General features: G+C 65.0%; 25 protein-coding genes. 14 read left to right on the top strand and 11 right to left on the bottom strand.

Translation table 11 applies throughout. The features are described from left to right. The first annotated feature begins 242 nt into the window (after window positions 1-242). Together DDE20_RS04570 and aroC are read left to right on the top strand one after the other, a co-directional pair. Window positions 243-803 (top strand): hypothetical protein, encoded by a 561-nt coding sequence (locus DDE20_RS04570; RefSeq protein WP_116557303.1) that lies wholly within the window; start codon window positions 243-245, stop codon window positions 801-803. Between the two features lie 176 nt (window positions 804-979). Further along, window positions 980-2083 carry a chorismate synthase gene (aroC, locus tag DDE20_RS04565; protein ID WP_116557302.1) on the top strand — a complete coding sequence of 368 codons (1104 nt, stop codon included), beginning with the start codon at window positions 980-982 and terminating at the stop codon, window positions 2081-2083. A gap of 24 nt (window positions 2084-2107) precedes the next feature. On the opposite strand, the gene rnr is transcribed toward aroC, so the two are convergent. From rnr to DDE20_RS04550, 3 genes are all read right to left on the bottom strand, one after another. Then, the gene (gene rnr / locus DDE20_RS04560) at window positions 2108-4387 is read right to left on the bottom strand and encodes a ribonuclease R (RefSeq protein WP_116557301.1); all 2280 of its coding nucleotides are present in this window, start codon (window positions 4385-4387) and stop codon (window positions 2108-2110) included. Window positions 4388-4574: 187 nt separating this feature from the next. Then, window positions 4575-5357 (bottom strand): SDR family NAD(P)-dependent oxidoreductase, encoded by a 783-nt coding sequence (locus DDE20_RS04555; protein WP_116557300.1) that lies wholly within the window; start codon window positions 5355-5357, stop codon window positions 4575-4577. Between the two features lie 103 nt (window positions 5358-5460). Then, window positions 5461-6726 (bottom strand): acyl-CoA dehydrogenase family protein, encoded by a 1266-nt coding sequence (locus tag DDE20_RS04550; protein WP_116557299.1) that lies wholly within the window; start codon window positions 6724-6726, stop codon window positions 5461-5463. Window positions 6727-6853: 127 nt separating this feature from the next. Here DDE20_RS04550 and DDE20_RS04545 point away from each other — a divergent pair, with 127 nt between their 5' ends. The 6 genes from DDE20_RS04545 (at window position 6854) to DDE20_RS04520 (ending at window position 11022) form a co-directional block, all read left to right on the top strand. Further along, complete coding sequence (locus tag DDE20_RS04545; RefSeq protein WP_116557298.1) at window positions 6854-7855, top strand: phosphotransferase; 1002 nt, start codon at window positions 6854-6856, stop codon at window positions 7853-7855. Then, window positions 7852-8511 (top strand): GntR family transcriptional regulator, encoded by a 660-nt coding sequence (locus DDE20_RS04540; RefSeq protein ID WP_165814426.1) that lies wholly within the window; start codon window positions 7852-7854, stop codon window positions 8509-8511. Before DDE20_RS04545 ends, DDE20_RS04540 begins: the two co-directional genes overlap by 4 nt. Before the next feature lie 115 nt (window positions 8512-8626). Further along, window positions 8627-8962 (top strand): DUF1491 family protein, encoded by a 336-nt coding sequence (locus DDE20_RS04535; RefSeq protein ID WP_116557296.1) that lies wholly within the window; start codon window positions 8627-8629, stop codon window positions 8960-8962. A gap of 102 nt (window positions 8963-9064) precedes the next feature. Next, the gene (msrA, locus tag DDE20_RS04530; protein ID WP_116557295.1) at window positions 9065-9712 is read left to right on the top strand and encodes a peptide-methionine (S)-S-oxide reductase MsrA; all 648 of its coding nucleotides are present in this window, start codon (window positions 9065-9067) and stop codon (window positions 9710-9712) included. A 58-nt stretch (window positions 9713-9770) separates the two neighbouring features. Then, entirely contained in the window at window positions 9771-10640 is an 870-nt protein-coding gene (locus tag DDE20_RS04525) for a 50S ribosomal protein L11 methyltransferase (RefSeq protein WP_116557840.1), read from the top strand. A gap of 64 nt (window positions 10641-10704) precedes the next feature. After that, window positions 10705-11022, top strand: a complete 318-nt coding sequence (locus tag DDE20_RS04520) for a hypothetical protein (RefSeq protein WP_116557294.1) — start codon at window positions 10705-10707, stop codon at window positions 11020-11022. A gap of 119 nt (window positions 11023-11141) precedes the next feature. Here DDE20_RS04520 and DDE20_RS04515 read toward each other — a convergent pair whose 3' ends face one another. Beyond that, window positions 11142-11351: a DUF1127 domain-containing protein gene (locus DDE20_RS04515; RefSeq protein ID WP_116557293.1), complete on the bottom strand. Its 210-nt coding sequence runs from the start codon at window positions 11349-11351 to the stop codon at window positions 11142-11144. A gap of 323 nt (window positions 11352-11674) precedes the next feature. Here DDE20_RS04515 and ruvC point away from each other — a divergent pair, with 323 nt between their 5' ends. The 3 genes from ruvC to ruvB all read left to right on the top strand — a co-directional run bounded on the left by ruvC (window position 11675) and on the right by ruvB (window position 14093). Further along, window positions 11675-12181 (top strand): crossover junction endodeoxyribonuclease RuvC, encoded by a 507-nt coding sequence (gene ruvC / locus DDE20_RS04510; RefSeq protein WP_116557292.1) that lies wholly within the window; start codon window positions 11675-11677, stop codon window positions 12179-12181. After that, window positions 12178-12888, top strand: coding sequence for a Holliday junction branch migration protein RuvA (ruvA, locus tag DDE20_RS04505; protein WP_116557291.1), 711 nt, complete (start codon window positions 12178-12180; stop codon window positions 12886-12888). Before ruvC ends, ruvA begins: the two co-directional genes overlap by 4 nt. A gap of 170 nt (window positions 12889-13058) precedes the next feature. Beyond that, window positions 13059-14093 carry a Holliday junction branch migration DNA helicase RuvB gene (gene ruvB / locus DDE20_RS04500; RefSeq protein WP_116557290.1) on the top strand — a complete coding sequence of 345 codons (1035 nt, stop codon included), beginning with the start codon at window positions 13059-13061 and terminating at the stop codon, window positions 14091-14093. Here ruvB and acpS read toward each other — a convergent pair. Together acpS and DDE20_RS04490 are read right to left on the bottom strand one after the other, a co-directional pair. Further along, window positions 14090-14494, bottom strand: a complete 405-nt coding sequence (gene acpS, locus DDE20_RS04495) for a holo-ACP synthase (protein ID WP_116557289.1) — start codon at window positions 14492-14494, stop codon at window positions 14090-14092. The two genes, ruvB and acpS, sit on opposite strands and share 4 nt — an antisense overlap. A gap of 15 nt (window positions 14495-14509) precedes the next feature. Next, window positions 14510-14983 (bottom strand): hypothetical protein, encoded by a 474-nt coding sequence (locus DDE20_RS04490; RefSeq protein WP_116557288.1) that lies wholly within the window; start codon window positions 14981-14983, stop codon window positions 14510-14512. Between the two features lie 198 nt (window positions 14984-15181). Between DDE20_RS04490 and DDE20_RS04485 the strand changes: the two genes are divergently transcribed. Beyond that, window positions 15182-16552 (top strand): DUF2793 domain-containing protein, encoded by a 1371-nt coding sequence (locus DDE20_RS04485; protein ID WP_116557287.1) that lies wholly within the window; start codon window positions 15182-15184, stop codon window positions 16550-16552. 103 nt (window positions 16553-16655) lie between these two features. Here DDE20_RS04485 and DDE20_RS04480 read toward each other — a convergent pair whose 3' ends face one another. Continuing rightward, window positions 16656-17429: an IclR family transcriptional regulator gene (locus DDE20_RS04480; RefSeq protein ID WP_116557286.1), complete on the bottom strand. Its 774-nt coding sequence runs from the start codon at window positions 17427-17429 to the stop codon at window positions 16656-16658. A 413-nt stretch (window positions 17430-17842) separates the two neighbouring features. Here DDE20_RS04480 and DDE20_RS04475 point away from each other — a divergent pair, with 413 nt between their 5' ends. Both DDE20_RS04475 and DDE20_RS04470 read left to right on the top strand, forming a co-directional pair. Then, window positions 17843-19303 carry a glutamine synthetase family protein gene (locus tag DDE20_RS04475; RefSeq protein WP_116557285.1) on the top strand — a complete coding sequence of 487 codons (1461 nt, stop codon included), beginning with the start codon at window positions 17843-17845 and terminating at the stop codon, window positions 19301-19303. A gap of 2 nt (window positions 19304-19305) precedes the next feature. Next, on the top strand, window positions 19306-19650 hold the full coding sequence (locus DDE20_RS04470; protein ID WP_116557284.1) for a 5-carboxymethyl-2-hydroxymuconate Delta-isomerase: 345 nt from the start codon (window positions 19306-19308) through the stop codon (window positions 19648-19650). Window positions 19651-19661: 11 nt separating this feature from the next. Here the strand turns inward: DDE20_RS04470 and DDE20_RS04465 are convergent, their stop codons facing one another. From DDE20_RS04465 to DDE20_RS04450, 4 genes are all read right to left on the bottom strand, one after another. Next, complete coding sequence (locus DDE20_RS04465; RefSeq protein ID WP_116557283.1) at window positions 19662-20138, bottom strand: hypothetical protein; 477 nt, start codon at window positions 20136-20138, stop codon at window positions 19662-19664. Beyond that, on the bottom strand, window positions 20135-21376 hold the full coding sequence (locus tag DDE20_RS04460) for an aromatic ring-hydroxylating oxygenase subunit alpha (RefSeq protein WP_116557282.1): 1242 nt from the start codon (window positions 21374-21376) through the stop codon (window positions 20135-20137). Before DDE20_RS04460 ends, DDE20_RS04465 begins: the two co-directional genes overlap by 4 nt. A 34-nt stretch (window positions 21377-21410) precedes the next feature. Further along, window positions 21411-21803 (bottom strand): Rieske 2Fe-2S domain-containing protein, encoded by a 393-nt coding sequence (locus DDE20_RS04455; protein ID WP_116557281.1) that lies wholly within the window; start codon window positions 21801-21803, stop codon window positions 21411-21413. 285 nt (window positions 21804-22088) lie between these two features. Continuing rightward, window positions 22089-22478 carry a RidA family protein gene (locus tag DDE20_RS04450; protein ID WP_116557280.1) on the bottom strand — a complete coding sequence of 130 codons (390 nt, stop codon included), beginning with the start codon at window positions 22476-22478 and terminating at the stop codon, window positions 22089-22091. Window positions 22479-22490: the final 12 nt, after the last annotated feature.

Genomic DNA, 22490 nt, shown 5'->3' with positions numbered 1-22490 from the left:
TGGTCGCCTGAGGGGGCGGGCTGGGCGAGAGCCGGTGGCGAGGAACGGGTAACGCGGATGTGCCTGTCGGGGCGCGCGCGGCTTTGTTAAGCACAGGCGAACAAGTTAATCGGGCTTGCTGGTATACCGGCTTGCTGGGCGGTGCGGCCGAATGGAAGCCTTGGGCAATGGCCTGACCGCGCCCTGCCCCGCGCCCTGAGGCCCGCCGACCGATAAACGATTCTGCAACACAGAGGACAAACATGGCCAAACCCCACTCCACCGCCGCGGCGCTCGGATTTTTCGCGCTCACCGCCCTGAGTTTTCCGGCGTCCTTGGTCGCACCGGCCATGGCGCAGGATCTCGCCGCCTATCAGGCCGCCGATGCCGCCGCCGTCGAGGCCTGGCAGGCGATGCCGCTGAGCGTGCGAAACGCCGGTTTCGTCGCCGAGGATGCGGGCGGCTACGGGCTCAATGTCGCGCGCGAGAGCAGCGAGTTCCAGCTTGGCGAGCCGATCTTGGTCTATGCCGAGCCGATGGGCTATGCTTGGGACGAAGGCGCCGAGGGCGGCTATACTTTCGGGTTGTCGATTGATCTGGTGCTCTATGACGGCGAGGGCGCGGAACTGGCGCGGCAAGACGAATTCCAGCGCGCCTCACTGACCAGCAACCAGCGCAACCGCGAGTTTTTCATCACATTGACGCTGAACCTCGACAATGCGCCGGCGGGGGATTACCGGCTGGAATATGTGGTCAATGATCTGTTCGCCGAGCAAAGCGCCACCGTCTCGCTGCCGTTCACGCTGGTGGAAGCGGGCGAGTGAGGCCTGCGGCGCGCCGGTGACCGGCGGTGAGGGGGCGCTGCCCCCGCGCCACGCTGCGCGCGGCGCCCCCCGGAGTATTTAGGGCAAGATGAAGCCGCGAGGCGCGCGCGAATGCCTCGCGGGGGCTTGAGGGCGGGGCGCGGCGCGTTTAGACGGAAGCCAAAGGGAGTGCGCGCATGTCGTTCAACAGCTTTGGCCATCTGTTTCGGGTTACCACTTGGGGCGAAAGCCACGGGCCTGCGCTGGGCGCGACAATCGACGGCTGCCCGCCGGGGGTGACGCTGAGCGCGGCGGATATCCAGCCCTGGCTCGACAAGCGCAAACCCGGGCAGAACCGGTTTACCACCCAGCGGCGCGAGGCCGATGAGGTCGAGATCCTCTCGGGTGTCTATGAGGGCAAGACCACCGGCACGCCGATCCAGCTGATGATCCGTAACACCGACCAGCGATCCAAGGATTATTCCGAGATCTCGAAAACCTTCCGCCCCGGTCATGCGGATATCACCTATTACCAGAAATACGGCATCCGCGATCCGCGTGGTGGCGGGCGCTCGAGCGCGCGCGAGACCGCGGCGCGGGTGGCTGCGGGCGCGGTGGCGCGGCAGGTGTTGGCGCAGCTACTGCCGGATGTCTCGGTGATCGGCTATATGGTGCAGATGGGCAAACGCGGCATCGAGCGGGCGCGGTTTGACTGGGATGCGATCGGGGGCAATCCGTTCTGGTCGCCGGACGCCGAGACCGCCGACCTGTGGGCGGCGGATCTGGATGCTTTGCGCAAGGATGGCAACTCGGTCGGCGCGGTGATCGAAGTGACTGCGCGCGGCATGCCGGCGGGGCTGGGCGCGCCGGTCTATGCGAAACTCGACAGCGATCTGGCAATGGCGATGATGACGATCAACGCGGTGAAAGGCGTCGAGATCGGCGCGGGTTTTGGCGCCGCGGCGCTGACCGGCGTCGAGAATGCGGACGAGATTCGCATGCAGGATGGCGGGCCGGTCTATGGCTCGAATCACGCGGGCGGGGTGCTGGGCGGGATCTCTACCGGACAGGATGTTGTGGTGCGTTTTGCGGTCAAGCCGACCTCGTCGATCCTGACCCCGCGCGCCTCGGTGACGATGGACGGGGAAGACACCGATGTGGTGACCAAGGGCCGCCATGACCCCTGCGTCGGCATCCGCGCTGTGCCGGTGGGCGAGGCAATGATGGCCTGCGTGCTGCTCGATCACCTGCTGCTGCACCGCGCGCAGATGGGCGAAGGCACGCGCGGGCGGATCGGCTAAGCAGGGGCGCAGCGAGGTCGGCGACTAGCTGCGTTTGCGCTCGGCTTTTTTCCGCGCTTTGATCTTTTTGACCTTGGCAGCGGCGCCCTTGCGCGAGACCACGGCGCGCGGTTTGCCGCGTCCGCCTTTGCCGGAGCCACCCTTTTTGGCGCGGGCAATCGCCTGCCCCTCGACCTCAAGCAGTTCCAGAAGCAAGCCGCCGGTCATCGCCTCGGCTTCCGACAGCTTCGCGGTGACCCGCTGGCCGAGGCCCAAGACCCGGCCAGAGCGCTCGCCGGTTAAGGTCTGGTCGTCGACATCATGGCGGAAATATTCGTTGCCCAGAGAGCGGATCGGCACCAGCCCGTCGGCGCCGGTCTCATCGAGCCGCACAAACAGGCCAAACCGCGCGACACCGGCAATGCGGCCGGTGAAGGTGGCGCCCACACGGTCGGCCATGAAGGCGGCGAGATAGCGGTCGGTGGTATCGCGCTCGGCGGTCATCGAGCGGCGCTCGGTTTGCGAGATTTGCGTCGCGGTCTCGGGCAGATTGGCGATATCCCAATCCGACAGACCGTCGCGGTTCACATCCGGCCCGAAGCCATGGGCGCGGATCAGGGCGCGGTGCACGATCAGGTCGGCATAGCGGCGGATCGGCGAGGTGAAATGCGCGTAATTCTTTAGCGCGAGGCCGAAATGCCCATAGTTATCAGGGCTGTAATAGGCCTGCGTCATCGAGCGCAATGTCGCCATATTGATCAGCTCGTCAAACTCGCCACCGCTGGCCTGTTCCAGCAGATTGTTCAGATGCCGCGTCTGCAACACCTGCCCCTTGGCCAGCACCAGACCGGCACCCAGCGCCACTTCGCGCAGCGCGTCCAGCTTCTCGGCGCTGGGCTCTTCATGGACGCGGAACAAGAGGTGCGAGCGGCGGGCGATCAGTTCTTCGGCGGCGGCGACATTGGCCAGCACCATGAAATCCTCGATCACCTTATGCGCGTCGATCCGGTCGCGGAAAGCCACCGAGGTCACCTGCCCGTCCTCATCGAGAATGATCTTGCGCTCGGGTAGATCAAGGTTCAGGGGCTGGCGTTGGCCGCGCGCGATACCCACCGCTTGCCAGGCGGCAAAGAGATCGCCGAGCATGCCCGCCAAGGGGGCCGCGGCCTCATCGGGGGTGCCGTCAAAGGCCGCCTGCGCCTGCTCATAGCTCAGCGAGGCGCGCGAGCGCATCATGCCGCGTTTGAATTCATGCGCGGTCTTGTTGCCATGCGCGTCGATGACCATCCGCACCGCCATCACCGGCCGCTCGACATTCTCATGCAAGGAGCACAGATCGCCGGACAGACGGTCGGGCAGCATCGGCACCACACGGTCGGGGAAATAGCTGGAGTTGCCGCGTTTGCGCGCCTCGCGGTCGAGCTCGGAGCCCGGCGTGACATAGGCGGCGACATCGGCAATCGCCACAAAGACGATGAAGCCGCCGGGGTTCTTGGGGTCGCTGTCACGCTCGGCATAGACCGCGTCATCATGGTCGCGCGCATCCGAGGGGTCGATGGTGATCAGCGCCAGATCGCGCAGATCGCTGCGGCCCGCCAGCGGCATTTCCTCGGCGGCTTCGGCCTCGGCCAGAACCTCGGCGGGGAATTGATCGGGGATGCCGTGCTGGTGGATCGCGATCAGCGACACCGCGCGCGGCGCGCCGGGATCGCCCAGCCGCGCGGTGACCCGTGCAGAGGGCAGCCCCATGCGCGCGCTTGAGGTCTGTTCGGCCTCGACCAGCTCGCCGTCTTTGGCGCCGCTGGCGTCCTTGCCGGACACCCGCCACTCCAGATCGGCGCCCTTGTCGATCGGCAGGATGCGCCCGCCCTCCGAGCCTTTGCGGTAAATTCCCAGAACCTGCTTCGGCCCCGATTGCAGCACCCTTATCGGATGCGCATGAAACCCGGCCTCGCCCGCAGGCACCAGTTTCGCCAACACCCGGTCGCCCGCGCCCAGCGCCGGCTGGTCCTTACGCTCGATCACTTGAATGCGGGGCGCAGGCTCATCCCCGCGCCACTCGGCAGGGGCGGCGAGAATATCACCGTCGGCATCCGGCCCGCTGACCCGCAGCACCGTCACCGGAGGCAGACCATCGCCGCCACCACGCCGCTTGCGCCGCGTATAGAGACCCTCGGCCTCCAACTCGGACAAGAGCCGCTTGAGATCGATCTTCGCCGCGCCCCCTTTGATGCCAAAGGCGCGCGCGATTTCACGCAGGGTGGGCGTGGATGTCTGTTCGGACAACCACGCGGCGACATCGGATTTGGAGGGCATTGGGCTCATACCCCGCCGCTACCATGCTGCGCGCGCGCCGTCACCTCAAATCAAAGCCAGCGCGCCCCCGATCCTTGCGCCTGTCATCTGTCCGAAAATATCCTCAGGGGGTGAATTGCGCCATGCGCAAGAGGGGGCAGAATGCCCCCTGCCCTGTTTACCATAGACCTCGCGCGGAGCGCGGCATTTTAACAGGTCAGCTTGACCACTTCGGGGTGAAAGGGAGTTGCGCCGATAGGCCGCCATCGACGCTCAACACCTGTCCCTGCACATATGAGGCCGCGTCCGAGGCCAGCCAGAGCACCGCTTCGGCGACTTCCTCGGGCTGGCCGCCACGCCGCAGGGGGTTGAGTTGGCCGATTTTGCCCTCGCGGCCCTTGGCGCGGGCGGCGTCATAGAGCGGGGCGGTCATCGGGGTTTCGATCAACCCCGGCGCCACGCCATTGATGCGGATGCCGCGCCCGCTCAGCGCCATGGCGAGGCTTTGCACCAGATTGATCACCCCGGCTTTCGAGGCCGAATAGGGGATCGGCCCCGCCCCCGCCCGCAGCCCCGCCACCGAAGCGGTGCAGATGATCGCCCCGCCCGCTTTCATCTGCGGCAGCGCCTCGCGGATCGCCACCCAAGGGCCAAGGAGGTTGATCCGCATCACCTCCATGAAGTCCTCGCTGGGGGTGTCGAGCCTTGGCAGCAAGCCGCCGGTGATGCCCGCGTTGGCGAAGAGGATATCAATGCGGCCGGTTTCCTCAAGCGCTGCTGCAACAAACGCCTTTGCGCCTGCATCGGTGGCGCAATCAGTGACCACAGCGCGCGCGTGACCACCGGCGTCGCGGATCAGCGCGGCGGTGTCTTCGACACTGTCTTGCAGATCGGCCACCACGACACTGGCGCCGTTTTCGGCCAAGAGCCGTGCCGTGGCGCGTCCGATGCCGCCTGCGGCGCCGGTGATGATGGCGGTTTTGCCGGTGAAATCCTGCATCTTGCTCTCCTGTTGTGCCAAAAGGGGGAGGGGCGTTGCCCCTCGCAGCGAAGCTGCTCACCCCAGGATATTTTTGGACAGATGAGGGGGCGCGGTTTTGCGCTCAGCTTTGCGGGGGGAGGCCGCGTTTGGTTTCCATGCGGGTCCAGCCGGGATGGTTGATGCCTTTGCGTTTTTTGATCTCCATCCGCGCCAACTGGTCGCGGTGGACCTCGTCCGGTCCGTCGGCGAGACGCAGCACGCGGGCGATGGCATAGGACATGGCGGTGCCGAAATCATTGCCGGTGCCGCCGCCGCCAAACACCTGAATCGCCCAATCGGTGACCTGACAGGCCATATTGGGCACCGCGATCTTGATCATCGCGATCTCGGCCCGCGCCTCTTTATTGCCCACGGTGTCCATTTTATGCGCCGCATGAAGGGTCAACAGGCGGCATTGGTCGATCATGATCCGCGCCTCGGCGATGCGCTCGCGGGTCACGCCCTGATCGGCGACGGATTTGCCAAAGGCCACCCGCTGCAGGGCGCGGTCGATCATATCCTCGAGCGTGCGTTCGGCGAGGCCGATCAGCCGCATGCAATGGTGGATACGCCCCGGCCCCAGCCGCCCCTGCGCAATCTCAAACCCGCGGCCTTCGCCGAGCAGGATATTCTCGGCGGGCACGCGGACATTCTCGAACACCACCTCGGAGGCGCGGTCCGGCACCCCGTAATAGCCGAACACCGGCAGCGAGCGCGTCACGGTGATCCCCGGCGTGTCCATCGGCACCAGAATCATCGACTGCTGCTTGTGGCGGTCGGGGTTACCCGGGTCGGTCTTGCCCATGAAAATGCAGATTTTCGTCGCCGGGTTCGACGCGCCGGTGGTATACCATTTATGCGCGTTGATCACATAGTCATCGCCGTCGCGGGTGATCTCGGCTTGAATATTGGTCGCATCCGAAGAGGCCACCGCCGGTTCAGTCATCGCAAAACAGCTGCGGATTTCCCCCGCCAGCAGCGGCTTGAGCCAGCGCTCCTTGTCTTCCTCGCGGCCGTAGCGCTCGATCACCTCCATATTGCCGGTGTCGGGCGCGTTGCAGTTGAACACCTCGGGCGCCAGCAGGGACCGGCCCATGATCTCGCACAGATGGCCGTATTCGAGATTGCTCAGCCCCGCGCCCTTGTCGGAATCGGGCAGGAATAGGTTCCACAGCCCCGCCGTGCGCGCCTTAGGCTTGAGCTCTTCCATCACCGGATAGGTGGCGAAGGGGCCAAGCTCTTCGGCCTCGCGGAACAGCCGCGCCTCATTGGGATAGATATGCTCGGCCATAAACGCCTTGAGGCGGGTTTCAAGCTCGGTGACGCGGGCGGATTTCTCGGGGATCATAGCGGCCTCCTGTGCTGCGGCGAGCCTAGCAACGCGAATCTCATCTGACAAGATCGTCTGACGAAACCGCCTTGACCCTCATGGTCGCGCAGGGGCAGTCTGGGGCGAGCAACACGGGAGTGAGCCGATGGCCGAAGCCGAACTGACCGCATGGATGCAAGGGCATGTGCCCGGATTTGAGGGGCCGCTCAGGCTGGAGCGGCTGGCCGGTGGGCAGTCCAACCCGACATGGCGGGTGGATGCCGCCTCGGGTGCCTATGTGCTGCGGCAAAAACCGCTGGGCAAGATCCTGCCCTCGGCGCATCAGGTGGACCGCGAATACCGGGTGATGCAGGCGCTGGCGGCCACCGATGTGCCGGTGCCGCGGGTCTATGCGCTTTGCGAGGATGAGGCGGTGATGGGCTCGATGTTCTTCGTGATGGAATATCTCGAGGGGCGCACGCTGTATGATCCGCGGCTGCCTGATCTGACACCCTCTGACCGCACGGCGACCTTCGACGCGATGAACGCAGCGATCGCGGCGATCTCCAAGGTTGATCCCGTGGCCGTGGGGCTGGGCGATTACGGGCGTCTTGGCGGCTATGTCGAGCGGCAGATCTCGCGCTGGACCAAGCAATACCGCGCCGCCGAGACCCATAAGATCGCGGCGATGGACGGGCTGATCGACTGGCTGCCCGCGCATCTGCCGCAAGCGCCCGAGGAGGTGCGGCTCGCCCATGGCGATTTTCGGCTCGACAACCTGATCCTGCATAAGACCGAGCCGCGGGTGCTGGCGGTGGTCGATTGGGAGCTGTCGACGCTGGGCTGCCCCTATGCGGATTTCGCCTATAATGTGATGGTCTGGCGGGTGGCGCCCGGCCTGTTTCGCGGGCTCGGCGGGGTCGATCTGGCGGGCAGCGGCATTCCCACTGAGGACGAATATATCGACCAGTGGTGCCAGCGCACCGGACGCGCGCGGCCCGAGAATTTCGATTTCTACGTGATCCTCAGCCTGTTTCGCCTCGCCGCGATCGTGCAGGGGATTGCCAAACGCGCGCAGGACGGCACCGCCAATGACCCGCGGGCGGTCGAGATGGGCAAGATCGCCGGTCCCTTGGCCGAAATCGCATGGGGGATGGCGCGGCGATGATCACCGATACGCCGCGGCCGCGCGCGCCAACCACGCCCTCCGGCCCCGATACGCTGGTGCGCGACCTCCTGCAGGGGCTGGCCGAGGGCCGCTATGCGCCCGGTCAGCGGCTGGCCGAACCCGATCTGATGACGCGCTACCGGCTCGGTCGTTCGACGGTGCGCGAGGCGCTGACACGGCTAGCGGCGATGGGGATCGTCACGCAATTGCCGCACCGCGGCGCGCATATCCGCCTGCTCTCGCGCCGCGCGGCCCGCGATGTGCTGCGGGTGACCGCGCCGCTTTTGGGCCTCGCCGCGCGGCAGGCCGCCGAGGCGGTGGCGGCGGGCGCCGACCCGCAGGCCCTGCGCGCCGCCTCGCAAGACTATGACAGTGCGGTGGAGAACCGCGCCCGTGCCCGCGCGCGCTATTACCGCGCGCTGACCAGTTTGGCGGGCAATGCCGAGCTTGACCGCCTGCTGCCGATGCTGCAAGTGCATCTGATCCGCGCGCAACTGCGCGACAATCGCCCGCCGGGGCGCGGTGCCCGCCAAGCCCTCGTCGCCGCCGTCATCAACGCCGACCCCGACACCGCCGAAGCCGCCGCCCATGCCCATATCCAGCCGTTGATCGCGGCGCTGCCCGCCCTGCCAGACAGCCTCTTTGCCCCGGAGTAACGCGCAGACGCCGGCAATTTGACTAAAATGCCGCCCACTTTATGCCCTAAATATCCTGGGGGTGAGCCGCGCAGCGGCGAGGGGGCAAAGCCCCCTACCCTTTGAGGCCTTACAGATGACCCCAAGACTGACCGCCGAATTCTGGGTGCAGGCCTATCTCACCCGCCTGCGCCTGCAGGATATTCCCGCCTTTGTCACCGCCAAAGGCGATCTGACCGCCGGTGCGGTAATGATCAAGCAAGCGCCGCTCGATGGCAGCGCCAGTCTCTACCAGCGGCAGTTTGACCTGCTGGAGGATCGCCGCAAATGGGAGCAGATCGCGCAGGGCGAGGAATCCGAGATCGACGCGCGGATTGCTCGCGAGCGCAGCCGTGATCCCGATCTCTGGGTGATCGAGGTTGAAGACCGCGCGGGCCGCACGCTGCTCGAGGAACCCGGTCTCGACGGCTGACATTTTCCGTCACTACTCCGCGCGCCCCCTTTGCCTCGCGCCATCGCCGCCCTATCTCTTGCCCAAGCCGTAATCACTCCTCCCCGGATTTAAAGGTGCGCCATGCTATTCTCGTCAAAACCCGCCACGATTGTCACCGCTGATCAGGCTCTGCCCGGACGGGCTGAGCCGATCCCCACCGCAAAGACCCATTTCCTCAGCCAGCTCCCGCTGGATGCGCCCACGCCCGAGGGGATGGAGGTGGCGATCTTTGGCATGGGTTGTTTCTGGGGTGTCGAGCGGATTTTCTGGAATACCGAAGGCGTCTGGCTGACCATGGTCGGTTACGGCGCTGGCACCACCCCGAACCCGACCTATCAGGAGGTCTGCACCGGTATGACCGGCCATAATGAGCTGGTGCGGGTGATCTATGATCCCGCTGTGATCAGCTATGAGGCGCTGTTGCGGGTGTTCTGGGAGGGGCATAATCCGACCCAGGGCATGCGGCAGGGCAATGACCGCGGCACGCAATATCGCTCGGGCATCTATACCACCAGCGCGGCACAACAGGCCGCGGCCGAGGCCAGCCGCGACGCTTATCAGGCGGAGTTGCACAAGGCAGGTCACGGGGCGATCACCAGTGAGATATTGCCCGCCGGCACCTTCTATATGGCCGAGGATTACCACCAGCAGTATCTGGCGAAGAACCCCGATGGCTATTGCGGCATTGGCGGCACCGGCGTCTCTTGCCCCATCGGCATTGCCACCTGACGCCCTTGCCCTTTTCGCGCGCAGGCGCTAGGCGGTTTTGACCCAATCGGAGGCCGAGATGCCCACCTATACCGCCCTGACCACCCTGCCCGACGAGACCCGCGCCACGGCGCTGGGCGAAGCGCTTGAAGAGCTGGACCCCGCCCCGATGGGCGTCGGCGTGTTCGAGCTGGAGGATGGCTCGGGGCTTTGGGAAGTCGGCGCCTATTTCACCGAATCCCCCGATGATATCGCCCTGACCCTGATGGCGGCGGCTTTCGGGGCGGCGGAATTTGCCGTCTCGGAACTGCCCGAGATCGACTGGGTCGCACATGTGAAGCGCGAGTTGAAACCGGTCGAGGCGGGGCGGTTTTATGTCTACGGCAGCCATGACGCCGAGACCCTGCCCGAGGGCCGCATCGGCCTGCTGATCGAGGCCGCGATGGCCTTTGGCACCGGCCATCACGGCACCACTCTGGGCTGTCTGAAAGCGCTCGACCGGCTGGCCGATGAAGGGTTTCATGGCAAGAATGTGATTGATGTCGGCTGCGGCACCGCGGTTTTGGCAATGGCGGCGGCGAAAATCTGGCCGGAGACGGTTCTGGCCAGCGATATTGATCAGGTGGCGGTTGATGTGGCTGAGGCCAATGTGCAGGCGAATAACCTGACCGGCCGTGTGACCTGCCTTGAGGCGATGGGGTTTGACCATCCCGATATCCGCGCCCGCGCGCCCTTTGATCTGATTTTTGCCAATATCCTCAAAGGCCCGCTGGTCCAGCTGGCGCCGGATATGGCGAAACATGCGGCCTCGGGCGGGATTGCCATTCTGTCGGGCCTGCTGAACACCCAGGCCGAGGATATCATTGCCGCCTATACCGCGCAGGGGTTTGCCGTGGTCAACCGCGACGAGATCGGCGAATGGACCACGCTGGTGCTGCGCGCCGCCTAAATTCCGCCGCAGTTTCGGGTGAGGATGCAATGAATACGCAGCCCCCCGAACCACAGGAGCGGATATGGCCAGCCCAGACTACCTCCGCCGTCTTGATGCGCTCAGACAGGCACAGATCGAGGAATACGCCGAGAAAAACGCCCGCAATGACGGACGTATCCTGCAGATCATCGGTGCGGTGATCGGCGCCTTGGCGTTCTTCTTTTTCCTCAAAGCGGTGGGATTCGCCCAGTCCGGCTATGCTTTTGCCGCGCCCCTGCCCGAGGATGCGGGGGTTCTGGCGCATGTGGTCTATTGGTTCGCCGGTGCCGATCCGATCACCCAGCTTCTTGCCTCGGCGATTGCACCCGCTGAGGCGCCAGCGGCTCTGGCGCGGCTGTAGCCGCACGGCGCGGTGGGCGCGAAATACGCCCCGCGAACAGCCCCAAGCAGCAATCCAGACATGAAAAACGCCGCCTCGATCATATCGGGCGGCGTCATCAATTCGGGGTCTTCATCGGCTTAGCGCAGCGAGGCGACAACGCTCTCGATATCGCCGCGGTGCAGCCCGATATCGTCCAGCTCGCGGTCGGTCAGCTTGTTGAGCACATTGCGGGTCACGCGCTTGTCGTTCCAAGCAACGATGCGGGCGAAGGCATCACCAAAGGACAGGCCGAACGAGCGGCCGAAAACGCCATCAGCGACGGGGCGGGAGTGGGCAAAAAAGGCCATCTGAGGCTCCTTTCGGGGTTGAAACGCAAGTCTTATCGTGACGCCTAGATAGCGCCGCCAATTGCCCGAGAGTAGCCAGAGAATTCGCATTCCCGTTATGCAGCCGCAGCATAGCACAACGCATCAAAGCCCATCTCACGGATGGGGGAGGCGAGCCCCTATTTCTAATGTGTATCTCGCCCATAGCAAGCGCTTTTTTGCCGGTATCGTGAAGACGCGTGATTTCCCCGCTTTACACTGGCGGATGTTCCCCATTCGTGCTATCCCTCTGCGAACACCGGAGAAACCGGCGCAGCGGGCGGAATGACAGGCGGGGCAGCAGTATGCGGGTAATGGGCATTGATCCCGGGCTTCGGAATATGGGCTGGGGCATCATTGATGTCGATGGCGGGCGCATGCGGCATGTGGCCAATGGCACCCTGCGCACCCTGACCGGCGTGGATCTGGCCAGCCGCTTGCTGACCCTGCACACATTGCTAGAGGTGGTGGTGCGCGAGCATGCGCCCGAGCATGCGGCGGTGGAACAGACTTTCGTCAACAAAGACGCCGTCGCGACGCTGAAGCTGGGCCATGCCCGCGCGGTGGCGCTTTTGGTTCCCGCGCAGGCGGGGTTGACGGTGGGCGAATACGCGCCGAACGCAGTGAAAAAGGCCGTGGTCGGGGTCGGCAAAGCGGCGAAGGTGCAGGTCGATCATATGGTGCGCATGCAATTGCCCGGCGCGGCGATCGACAGCCCCGACGCCGCCGACGCGCTGGCTGTGGCGCTGTGCCACGCCTTCCATTTGCAAAGCGCGGGCCGTTTGGCGGCGGCAGTGAGGGCGGCAGGATGATTGGCAAGATTTCAGGACGGCTGGAGTATCGCAGCAAGGACCATGTGCTGATTGATGTGCAGGGCGTGGGCTATCTGGTCTATGTCTCGGAGCGCACTTTGATGGCGCTGCCCTCGGCGGGTGAATTCTGCGCGCTTTATACCGAGTTACTGGTGCGCGATGATCTGTTGCAGTTATTCGGGTTCCAGACTTTGGTCGAGAAAGAGTGGCACCGGCTGCTCTCCTCGGTGCAGGGCGTCGGCTCGAAAGCGGCGATGTCGGTTCTCAGCACGCTGGGCCCGGACGGGGTCGCGCGGGCGCTGGCCATCGGCGATGCGGCGGCGATCCGTAAGGCGCCGGGGGTCGGCCCGAAACTGGCACAGCGGGTGACGTTGGAGTTGAAGGACAAGGCGCCAACGGTGATGGCGATGGGCGCCTCGGCCCCTGATCTGGGCGATCCTGATGATGTGCTGGTCGAGCCGGTGACCGAGGCCCCGCAGGCGGAGACGCCAGCCAGTGCAACACCCAAGGCCGCCCCCAAAACCGCCGCCAAAACATCTGCGCGCAGGCAGGCGCAGCAGGCGCAGGCGGATGCGCTTTCGGCGCTGACCAACCTTGGCTACGGGCCTTCGGATGCGGCGCAGGCGGTGGCGCAGGCGGCCGAGGATCATGACGACGCGGCGGGGTTGATCCGCGCGGCGCTGAAACTCTTGGCCCCGAAGGGCTAAAGTGTGTCGCGCTCAATGAGATTTGCGCATTCCCCGCTCGGGGTGAGGCAGCGTTGGCAAAGCCAATGCCATCACGCCAACAGATGAAGTCAATTGGGCGCGACATGCCCTAACCCAACAACCCGCGCGGGCCACTTGCCAAGCGCTTTTCATCGGACCACTCTGCGCCCATGACCACGCCCGATCCCACCTTGCGCCCTGCCGCGCAGCCCGAAGATGCCGACCGCGCGCTGCGGCCGCAGATGCTCGATGAATTCGTCGGCCAGCATGAGGCGCGGGCGAACCTGAAAGTGTTCATCCAATCCGCGAAAATCCGCGAAGAGGCGATGGACCACACCCTGTTTTACGGCCCGCCCGGTCTGGGCAAAACCACGCTGGCGCAGATTATGGCGCGCGAATTGGGCGTTGGCTTTCGGATGACCTCGGGGCCGGTGCTGGCCAAAGCCGGTGATCTGGCGGCGATCCTGACCAATCTTGAAGCCCGCGATGTGCTGTTTATCGACGAGATCCACCGGCTCAATCCGGTGGTCGAAGAGGTGCTCTATCCGGCGATGGAGGATTTCGAGCTGGATCTGGTGATCGGCGAAGGACCGGCGGCGCGCACCGTGCGAATCGAGTTGCAGCCCTTTACGCTGGTCGGTGCGACCACCCGTCTGGGCCTGTTGACCACGCCGCTGCGCGACCGGTTCGGCATCCCGACGCGGTTGCAATTCTACACCGAGGCGGAGTTGTGCCAGATCGTCTCGCGCGGGGCACGGCTATTGGGGGTCGCGGCGCATGAGGACGGGGTGCGCGAGATTGCCAAACGCGCGCGCGGCACGCCGCGGATTGCCGGACGGCTGTTGCGTCGCGTGGTCGATTTCGCGCTGGTCGAGGGCGACGGGACGATCAGCCAAGCGCTGGCCGATGATGCGCTGACCCGTCTGGGCGTTGACCATCTGGGGCTGGACGGGGCTGACCGGCGGTATCTGCTGCTGCTGGCCGAGGGTTACGGCGGCGGGCCGGTGGGCGTGGAGACGATTGCCGCCGCGCTGTCGGAGAGCCGCGACGCGATTGAAGAGGTGATCGAGCCGTTCCTGCTGCAGCAAAGCCTTGTTGCGCGCACCCCGCGGGGGCGGATGCTGACCGCGCGGGCGTGGCACCATCTGGGGCTGAGCGCGCCGCTACCGCCGAGCCAGAGCAGCCTGTTTGAGGGCGACGGTTAGTCGGTCACCGGCACCGCTTCGATCACCACAAAGGCCTGCGCCCAAGGGTGATCATCGGTCAGGCTGACATGGACCACCGGCTTATGCCCCGGCGGGGTCATCTCGGCCATACGGTCGGCGGCCCAGCCGGTCAGCACCATCGTTGGCTGCCCACCGCGCTGGTTGACCACACCCATATCGCGCCATGAAATCCCCATTGCCAGACCGGTGCCCAGCGCCTTGGAACAAGCCTCTTTCGCCGCCCAGCGTTTGGCCAGCGTGCCCGCCTCATCCTTGCGGCGTTTGGCTTTGGCCAGTTCGATCTCGGTGAACACGCGGTTGCGGAAACGGTCACCGAAGCGCGCCAGCGTGCCTTCGATCCGCTCGATATTTGCAAGGTCGGTGCCAACGCCAAGGATCATGCTAAGTCTCTCAATTCATTCGTAATAGACCGCGCCATTGGCCTGATTGATGCGGATATCCATCCGCCCGGGGATCGGCCCGGCGCCGCTGTCCATCCCCTGATGCCAATGCCCGACCGGCACCGAGACCAGCAAGCCGCGCGCGGGGTCGTAGCTGGCGGTAATGCCGGGGATATCCATCGAATAGAACCCCTGCCCCGCCGTCGCCGAGACCACGCGGCACTGGCGGTAAGCTGGCCCGTCGCTGCCGTTGCCCGAGGGCGATAGCACCAACAGATGCGCCGAACAACAGACCGGCTCACCGCCGGTGTCCAAAAGCGCGATGCGGATGTTGCCATTGGCGAAGGTGCGCGAGTTCACCTCCCATGGCTCGGCGATATTGGCGGCATTGCCGAGCCAGTCGCATTCGCCGACCACTTGCGCGCTGGCGATCACCGGCAGCAGCGCGGCGGTGGTGGTGGCGAGAAGGACGCTTTTGAAATCATGCATGGAGACCTCACTGAAATGAACATTGTGTAATGCGGGTAGTTTTGACCAGCGCGCCGTCTCTGGCAAGCGTGGCGCGCCAAGAGGTGATCGGAGGTGATCGGCTGTTGCGCGGCCCGCAGGGGCGGCGGGCGCTGCGCTAGGGCGGGGTGAGGGTTTGGCGCGGAGGATGGCGGCGAAACTGACATCTGGAGGTCACCCGTGCCCGAGTATTCCACCAATCTCGCCCTGCCCTATTTGCAAGCCGCGCAGGCGCAGAAACATATCACCCATAACGAGGCGCTGGAGCGGCTGGATCTGCTGGTGCAGTTGCGGGTGGAGGGGTTTGCGCAGGTGACGCCGCCCGCCGCGCCACTGGAGGGGCAGGTCTGGGCCTTGGGTGCGGGCGCGGTGAACGATTGGGCGGGGCAGGACGGGGCGCTGGCGGCTTGGGCGAATGGCGGCTGGCTGTTTATCGCGCCGCGCGTGGGCTGGCGGGCCGCTTTGGGGGCGGAATTGCGTATCTGGGACGGGACGGAATGGGTCGCCCCTGCCCTGCCCGCCTTGCAGAACCTCGCGGGGCTGGGGGTGAACGCGGGCTATGATGCGGTAAACCGGCTGGCGGTGAGTGCCGAGGCGACGCTGCTCAATCACGAGGGTGCGGGGCATCAGTTGAAGCTGAACAAATCTGCGGCGGGGGACACCGCATCTTTGCTGTTTCAAACCGGCTGGTCGGGGCGGGCCGAGATGGGCACCGCGGGCGGCGATGACTTTGCGATCAAGGTCAGCGCGGACGGGGCGACATGGCATGAGGCGTTGAAGATTTCGGGCAGCGGGCTGGCCAGTGGCACGGCGGTGACGCAATCGCCCGTTGATCTGACCATGGGTCGCTTGCTGCGCAGTGGGGATTTCGGGCTGGGCACGGCGTTGGGTTTGGGCGCGGCGGATGATCTGGACGCGCTCATGGCGTCGGGGCTTTATTACATCTCTGACGCGGCGGATACTTCGGGGAATAACTACCCGATTGCGGCGGCGGGGGCGCTGGTCAACCTGCGGCGCTCGGCCACGGAATGGGTGCAGAGTTTTACCACCGCGCCGGCGAGCGGGCAGGCCGATGAACTCCGCCAGTTCACCCGCAGCTACGGCGGCGGCGGCTGGTCGCCTTGGGTGGAGGTGATCCATCAGGGGCGGATTGTCGGGCCGGTCAGCGAGGCGGGCGGCCTGCCGACCGGCGCGGTGATCGAGAGCGGGGCAACAGCGACGGGGCGCTTGCTGCGCTGGGCCGATGGCACGCAGATTTGCCACCACGAGATCGGGTTGGGCTCGATCCTTGCGACGGGTGCGGGGAGCTATGCGGCGCCCTATGCGACGGCGGCGGTCGATTGGACCTATCCTGCCGCGTTCGCTGCGCCGCCGCAGGTGTCGGGCAGCGCCATGGCGGGCGGTGGCAGCGGCATTGACCGCGCGGTGGCGCTGGTGATCGGCGGCAGCGACGCGGTAAAAGCCAGCGATATCAGCGCCATGCGGATCACCGGCAGCGCAGTCGATCTGTCACCAACCGCGCATCTGATCGCTGTGGGGCGCTGGTTCTAGCGCCCGTCGCCCCAGCCAGCGGGGGGGCAAGGGGGTGGCTTCTCTCCGCTGGCGCCGCCCTGCGGAACCAAAGACAGACGCCACTCTGCTTGCGGTCAGCGCCCTATCGCAACTCGTCTGCGATCTGGTTGGCATAGCGGTGGAGGATTTCCGCGCGGCGCGGGTAGTCGGCGGCGGAAAGCTCGCTCATCGGTTCGGAAATCCCCAGCGCGGCCTCGGCGCGGTGCATGGCGCCGACCGGAACCGCGATGCCGACGGCGCCGGTCTCGAACTCGCCTTCGACAATCGACACACCGGCCTCGCGGATGCTGGCGATGGCCGTGGCGATCGCGTCACGCTCCATCAAGGTATTGGGTGTGAACCGCTCGATCGGCAGGGTCTCGAGCATCTCTTGCGCCCAGATCTCGTCGCCCCAAGCCAATAGCATGCGCCCGATGGCGGTGCTGAGCAGCGGCAGGCGGCTGCCGATGGTGAAGCCGAAAGTATAGCGCGCGTTCTGCTGCGAGGATTGCGCGACATAGACCGCCGAGGGGCCATCGCGCATCGCCAGGCTGACGCTATAGCCCACCTCACGCGCGCACAGCTCGATCAGCGGCTGCACGCGCCGCCCGAACTGGTTGCCGCGCAGAAATCCGCTGCCCAGAACCAAGACGCGGGGGGTCAGGGAGTAGCGGTTGTCGTCCTTATGCACATAGCCAAGATGCACCAGCGTCAGCACCAGACGCCGCACCGCCGCGCGCTCGAAACCGGTGAGGCGGGCGATCTCGGCCAGCGACAAATGGCTGTGGGTGTCGTCAAACGCCCTGAGAACCGTCATGCCCTTCATGAAGGTCAGGGAGATATCCTTGAGCGGGATGTCTGGCTGCACGTTCATCATTCCTACATTTCAACGCCTGACGTGACGGCGCGGATCTCTATTGCGATCTAGTGCCGGTCAAATCTGGCGCAGGCAAGTCATACTATCCTTGACAGGTCAAAAGTTTAGCAACCATATGGTGGATTATCGAACAAACGGAGCGTAAAGTGAAGGCCTGCGGCAAAACAAGCGTTCGACTGGGGAAACAGCCGGATTTCGTGCCGGATTTTCCTGTCGCGCCTGATGCCGATCTGCAGCGGCGCGGCTGGTGTGGGCGCGGTTCAGCGCGCGGCTGTCGATGACACCAGCGCCGGGTCAGTCGGCGGCTCTGGCCCGCGGCAAACCCATGGCGCGGGCGGTGACCAGAGACATTCCCCCGGGACTTCGCGCAACGGTTCCGGCACACTCGCTAATTCTAACAGGGCGGCCATAAGATGACTTCTTCCCATCACTCACAGATTGCCGCGGGACGGCTGGCACAGGACGGGTTGCTGGACGCGGCGATGGTTGAACAGGCGGCGGCCTTGCTGGCGCGGATCGAGGGGAGCTCGCTGGAAACCGTGCGCGTGGTATTCGCCGACCAGCACGGGTTGCTGCGCGGCAAAACCGTCACCGCGGCAAGTCTGGCCTCGGTGTTTCGCAGCGGGTTGAACCTGCCGAGCACATTGCTGCTCAAGGATACCTCGAACCGCACGGTGTTTCCGGTCTGGGAGGCCGGTCAGACCGGCTTCATGGCGACGATGGCGGGGGCCGGCGATATGCTGCTGGTGCCCGATCCCGCGAGTTTTCGCACCCTGCCATGGGCGCCGCATTCGGCGTGGATCTTCTGCGATCCCTATGCGCGCGACGGGCGGCCCCTGCCGTTTGCGCCGCGTCCGGTGCTACGCCATGCCGTCGCGGCGCTGGCCGAGGCGGGTTACGGGCTGACGGTGGGGCTGGAGGTCGAGTTTCACGTCTATCAGCTGACCCAGAACGCGCGCGGGCATGACCAGACCGGCATGCCCGGGGTGCCGCCGCAGACCGAGCTGCTGGATCAGGGCTATCAATATCTGTCCGAGGCCAATTACGACCGGCTGGAGCCGGTGATGGATATGCTGCGCCGTCATGCGCAGGCGCTGGGACTGCCGGTGCGCTCGACCGAGGTGGAGATGGGGCCAAGCCAGTTCGAATTCACCTTCGAGCCCGCCGATGCGATGACCCATGCCGACAATATGATCATGTTCCGCACGATGGTGAAGGAAGTCTGCACCCGTGAGGGGCTGCATGCGACCTTTATGTGCCGTCCCAAGACCGAGAACAGCGCCTCGAGCGGCTGGCATCTGCACCAGTCGCTGACCGATGCCAGCGGGCGCAATATGTTCATCCCCGAGGCGGCGGGCAAGCTGACCGCGCAGGCCGAGGCGTGGATCGCGGGGCTGTTGGCGCATGCGCAGGAGAGCTGCCTTTTGACCACGCCGACGGTCAACGGCTACAAGCGTTACCAGCCGTTTCAACTGGCGCCCGACCGCGTTGAATGGGGCTATGACAATCGCGGGGCGATGGTGCGGGCGTTGATGGCGCCGGGCGATGGCGCCAGCCGTGTCGAGAACCGCGTCGCCGAGCCTGCCGCCAATCCGTATTTCTATTTCGCCTCGCAGATCCTCTCGGGACTGTCGGGGCTGGAGCGCGGCCTGAGCGCGCCGCCGCCGGTTGAAAACCCCTATAGCAATGACGCGACGCTGCTGCCGCCCAGTCTGATCGCGGCGATCGAGGCGTTTGAGGGCGGCGATCTCTATCGCACACGTCTGGGGGCGGATTTTGCCGAATATATCTCGACCCTCAAGCGCGCGGAATGGAAGCGCTATCTGGGCACGGTCACGGAATGGGAGCATTCCGAGTATTTCGGGATTTTCTGAACATGCCGCATCTGGTGATCGAGTATTTCGCCGAGGACGGGATCGACCGGCGCGCGGTGTTGCAGGCGGCGGTCGAATGCGCCGCCGCCAGCGGGGTGATGCAGCGCGGTGATATCAAGGCGCGGCTACTGCCCTACGAGGCGGTGCTACTGGGCGACGGTGGTCAGAGTTTCATCCATGTCACGATTGCACTGCTGGCGGGGCGCAGACCCGAGGTGAAACTGGCGCTGGCCGAGGCGATGACCCGCGATCTGCGGGCGACCTGCCCCGAGATCCATGCGATCAGCGTCGATATCCGCGATATGGATCCGGGTTGTTACAAGAAGTCCCTGCTGCGCAGCGGGTAAGGCCGGAGCGCTCAGGCAGAAAACGGGCGAAACGCTGCGGAATCGCGCATCACATCGCGCGCCTCACCCAATACCTCATCCGCAGAAATCCGGCGCAGCGGCGCAATGGGACGCGCGGACAGGCCAAATCCGGTCAGATAGGCGGGCTCGCCAAGCCGGATATCCTGCGGCAGGCCGGTGGCGTCGGGCCGGTCGAGCCAGCGCCATGCGCCACTTCCGTGCAGCAGCAGATCCGAGGCGTCACGGGTGATCACGGTCAGCATCATACCGTCGATAAATCCGGCATAGCCATCGCGCATATGCAAGGGCACCGGCGCCTCTGGCGGCAATCCGTCAATCTGCATGATCGGCGCATGGCGCAGGGTCAGCCACGCCCATTGGAACCCGTGCCGCGCCATCATCTGGCGCAGCGATTCGCGCAGGGTGAAATACCCGTCGAGAATATCCTGAAACGGCTCTGCACCGGCGCAAGCAGCCTCGGGGGTCATATATGCGCGTCCCAAGGCGCGGCGCTGCGGCGCTCCTGATCGGCGGCCAAGCTGGCGGCCAGCCAATCCTCGCTGCCGGTGATCGCATCATTCGACAGCGGCCCCACCAGCTGCGATGTTGCTTGCCGGTCCTGCATCGGCAGGCGCTCGGCCTGACCGGTCTCAAGCTCTTTGATCGCCTTGCGCAGCATCCGCCGGTAGCGGATGATCGCCGCGTCGCCGCGCCCGAGGTGTTCGCGCGTGCGGTCCTGAATCGGCCCCATACCCTCGACCGCCCATTGGTCATGGACATTGATATCCAGCCCCATGCCGGTATAGGTCAGCGACTTCTGCTCGGCGGGGTCATAGTGGTAGTTGTTCGCGCGGTTCTTGAGCGGCGCATAGGTCGGCAGGCTGTGCTCCTTGAGCCGCTGGGCGCGCATCACCGCCTTATCCACGGGGTTCTGGAAGCTGGTGAACATCGTATACCAATAGCAATTTTCATCGTCGATCGGCACATGCCACTGGGTGATGATCATCTCGCGCGACATAGGAATGCAGATCGCCGAGGGGAAAATCTGGTTGGTCACCCGCACATGGGTCAGATCCCCGTCCATATGGCGCAGGGCGGTGATCTTGAGGCCGAAATCGGTTTCCTCGACCTTGATCTCGGGGCGCGGATATTCGCGCAGCACCTGGGTGATCGGCATATCGGTATTCGCCGCCTTGTCGCGGAACTGCTTGCCGTAGCCGTCGCTGGGGTCTTCGTCTTGCAAGAACCGGTGCAGGAACGAGGCGTGACCGGGATCAATGCCGATCTCCAGCGCTTGCAGCCAGTTGCACTGCCACAGGCCTTTGAAGGCGAACACATGGCTTTCGGGCGCGCGGAAACAGTCGAAATTCGGAAATGCAGGCGCGTCGCCACCGCCGAGATAGGCAAAGCAGATGCCGTTCTTCTCGACCACCGGATAGGTCGGGCCGCCCGCGACCAGTTTGATATCTGCGCGCGCGGGGTGATGGGCGGGGGGCTCGTCGGCTGCGGCCTCGCGGGTGGCCAGCGACAGCGCGCCGGCGGCGTCGCGGATCAGCACCAGCCGCTCGCCCAGCAGATTGACCGGCAGCATCGGGGGTTCACCGGCAACCGCATCCGGCAACTCATCGGTGAGCGCCGCGGGTTGCCAGTATTTGCGGTGCACCGCCCCCGCCGCCGTGTCGGGGCCGATCCGCGTGATGAGGTCGTTTAGCTGTTGAGAGATCATGCGTTTGGTCCTCTTGGATACGGGGGCTAGGGGCTCAGGTCGCGGCAGGAAGCGCACCGGCATCCTGCGCGTAGATCGCCCCGTCGCGTTCAACCACAGTGAAACTGGGCAGGCGGATCATCTTATACATTTTCGAATCTTCGGGCTCTGCCGGTTGTTCGGTGCATTGCCCCGAGCGGTCAAAATGCCAGCCGTGGAACGGACAGCGCAGCCCGTTGTTCTCATGCCGTCCATAGCACAGATCGGCGCCGCGATGCGGGCAATAGCGGCCGATCAGCCCCAGCTCGCCCTCTTCATCGCGAAACAGGACCAAGGCCTGACCAAAGGCGGTGACCGGAATCACAGGCCGCTCGCCTTGCAGGGCCTCGACCGACGCGATCCTGACCCAGCTCGATGTGATGGTCACGGGTTGGGGGGAGTGGGTCATCCTGAATTTCCTCTGCCAAATGCACGACGGGCAACAGCCGGTTTGGGGTGCGCTTTGGTGTATAATCGACCAACTGCGCTTTATACCAGCCTTCCACCGATTTTTTGTGCAGTCAATCATTATGTGCAGCCAGTCCCCAGCGGATCAGGTTCTGACGCAAAACGCCTGCAGAGGGCGGTGTTGAGTGGTTCGGCCCTGCCCCACACGCAAAATGCGCGGGCCGAGGCACCGCGCATTTGGCCCGAGGTCAGGCCCGAGCATCACGATAACTGTTGATACGCCCGATCAGTCGTGTTTGGCGGCCATCACTTCGACTTCGACGGTGAATTCGGGGCGGGTAAAGCCACTGACGATCATCAATGTCGAGGCCGGAAAGGGCGCTGGAAACAGCGCGTTGCGGACATCCATATAGGGCGCCATATGGGCGCGGTCGGTCACATAGGCGTTGATGCGGATCACATCGGCGAACCCCATATCCGCCTCGGCCAGCAGAACGCGGATATTGTCGAAACAGATCCGCGCCTGTTCTGAGGTCTCTGCCGGAATGCTGCCATCCGCCCGCATGCCAAGCTGCCCCGAACAGACCAGCAGGCGCGCACCGGCGGGCACCTCCATCGCGTGGCTATAATTGGAAAACGGCGCAGGCAGGTCGGCGGGGTTTACCGGATGGGGCATATGCCTCTCCTA

It is taken from the genome of Pararhodobacter oceanensis, assembly GCF_003076755.1.
GTDB classification, from domain to species: Bacteria; Pseudomonadota; Alphaproteobacteria; order Rhodobacterales; family Rhodobacteraceae; genus Pararhodobacter; species Pararhodobacter oceanensis.
Note: the sequence above shows the minus strand (reverse complement) of the source record. Positions and strands in the feature narration are given on the sequence as shown.

Excerpts from the sequence above, each read along its gene's own strand:
- DDE20_RS04475 (WP_116557285.1), top strand. The coding sequence starts at position 17,843 with ATGACTTCTTCCCATCACTCACAGATTGCCGCGGGACGGCTGGCACAG.
- DDE20_RS04520 (WP_116557294.1), top strand. The coding sequence starts at position 10,705 with ATGGCCAGCCCAGACTACCTCCGCCGTCTTGATGCGCTCAGACAGGCA.
- DDE20_RS04570 (WP_116557303.1), top strand. The coding sequence starts at position 243 with ATGGCCAAACCCCACTCCACCGCCGCGGCGCTCGGATTTTTCGCGCTC.
- DDE20_RS04540 (WP_165814426.1), top strand. The coding sequence starts at position 7,852 with ATGATCACCGATACGCCGCGGCCGCGCGCGCCAACCACGCCCTCCGGC.
- ruvB (WP_116557290.1), top strand. The coding sequence starts at position 13,059 with ATGACCACGCCCGATCCCACCTTGCGCCCTGCCGCGCAGCCCGAAGAT.
- DDE20_RS04465 (WP_116557283.1), bottom strand. The coding sequence starts at position 20,138 with ATGACCCCCGAGGCTGCTTGCGCCGGTGCAGAGCCGTTTCAGGATATT.
- DDE20_RS04470 (WP_116557284.1), top strand. The coding sequence starts at position 19,306 with ATGCCGCATCTGGTGATCGAGTATTTCGCCGAGGACGGGATCGACCGG.
- DDE20_RS04555 (WP_116557300.1), bottom strand. The coding sequence starts at position 5,357 with ATGCAGGATTTCACCGGCAAAACCGCCATCATCACCGGCGCCGCAGGC.
- ruvC (WP_116557292.1), top strand. The coding sequence starts at position 11,675 with ATGCGGGTAATGGGCATTGATCCCGGGCTTCGGAATATGGGCTGGGGC.
- DDE20_RS04515 (WP_116557293.1), bottom strand. The coding sequence starts at position 11,351 with ATGGCCTTTTTTGCCCACTCCCGCCCCGTCGCTGATGGCGTTTTCGGC.
- DDE20_RS04550 (WP_116557299.1), bottom strand. The coding sequence starts at position 6,726 with ATGATCCCCGAGAAATCCGCCCGCGTCACCGAGCTTGAAACCCGCCTC.
- DDE20_RS04525 (WP_116557840.1), top strand. The coding sequence starts at position 9,771 with ATGCCCACCTATACCGCCCTGACCACCCTGCCCGACGAGACCCGCGCC.
- rnr (WP_116557301.1), bottom strand. The coding sequence starts at position 4,387 with ATGAGCCCAATGCCCTCCAAATCCGATGTCGCCGCGTGGTTGTCCGAA.
- msrA (WP_116557295.1), top strand. The coding sequence starts at position 9,065 with ATGCTATTCTCGTCAAAACCCGCCACGATTGTCACCGCTGATCAGGCT.
- DDE20_RS04450 (WP_116557280.1), bottom strand. The coding sequence starts at position 22,478 with ATGCCCCATCCGGTAAACCCCGCCGACCTGCCTGCGCCGTTTTCCAAT.
- DDE20_RS04490 (WP_116557288.1), bottom strand. The coding sequence starts at position 14,983 with ATGCATGATTTCAAAAGCGTCCTTCTCGCCACCACCACCGCCGCGCTG.
- DDE20_RS04535 (WP_116557296.1), top strand. The coding sequence starts at position 8,627 with ATGACCCCAAGACTGACCGCCGAATTCTGGGTGCAGGCCTATCTCACC.
- aroC (WP_116557302.1), top strand. The coding sequence starts at position 980 with ATGTCGTTCAACAGCTTTGGCCATCTGTTTCGGGTTACCACTTGGGGC.
- ruvA (WP_116557291.1), top strand. The coding sequence starts at position 12,178 with ATGATTGGCAAGATTTCAGGACGGCTGGAGTATCGCAGCAAGGACCAT.
- DDE20_RS04460 (WP_116557282.1), bottom strand. The coding sequence starts at position 21,376 with ATGATCTCTCAACAGCTAAACGACCTCATCACGCGGATCGGCCCCGAC.
- DDE20_RS04480 (WP_116557286.1), bottom strand. The coding sequence starts at position 17,429 with ATGATGAACGTGCAGCCAGACATCCCGCTCAAGGATATCTCCCTGACC.
- DDE20_RS04545 (WP_116557298.1), top strand. The coding sequence starts at position 6,854 with ATGGCCGAAGCCGAACTGACCGCATGGATGCAAGGGCATGTGCCCGGA.
- DDE20_RS04455 (WP_116557281.1), bottom strand. The coding sequence starts at position 21,803 with ATGACCCACTCCCCCCAACCCGTGACCATCACATCGAGCTGGGTCAGG.
- acpS (WP_116557289.1), bottom strand. The coding sequence starts at position 14,494 with ATGATCCTTGGCGTTGGCACCGACCTTGCAAATATCGAGCGGATCGAA.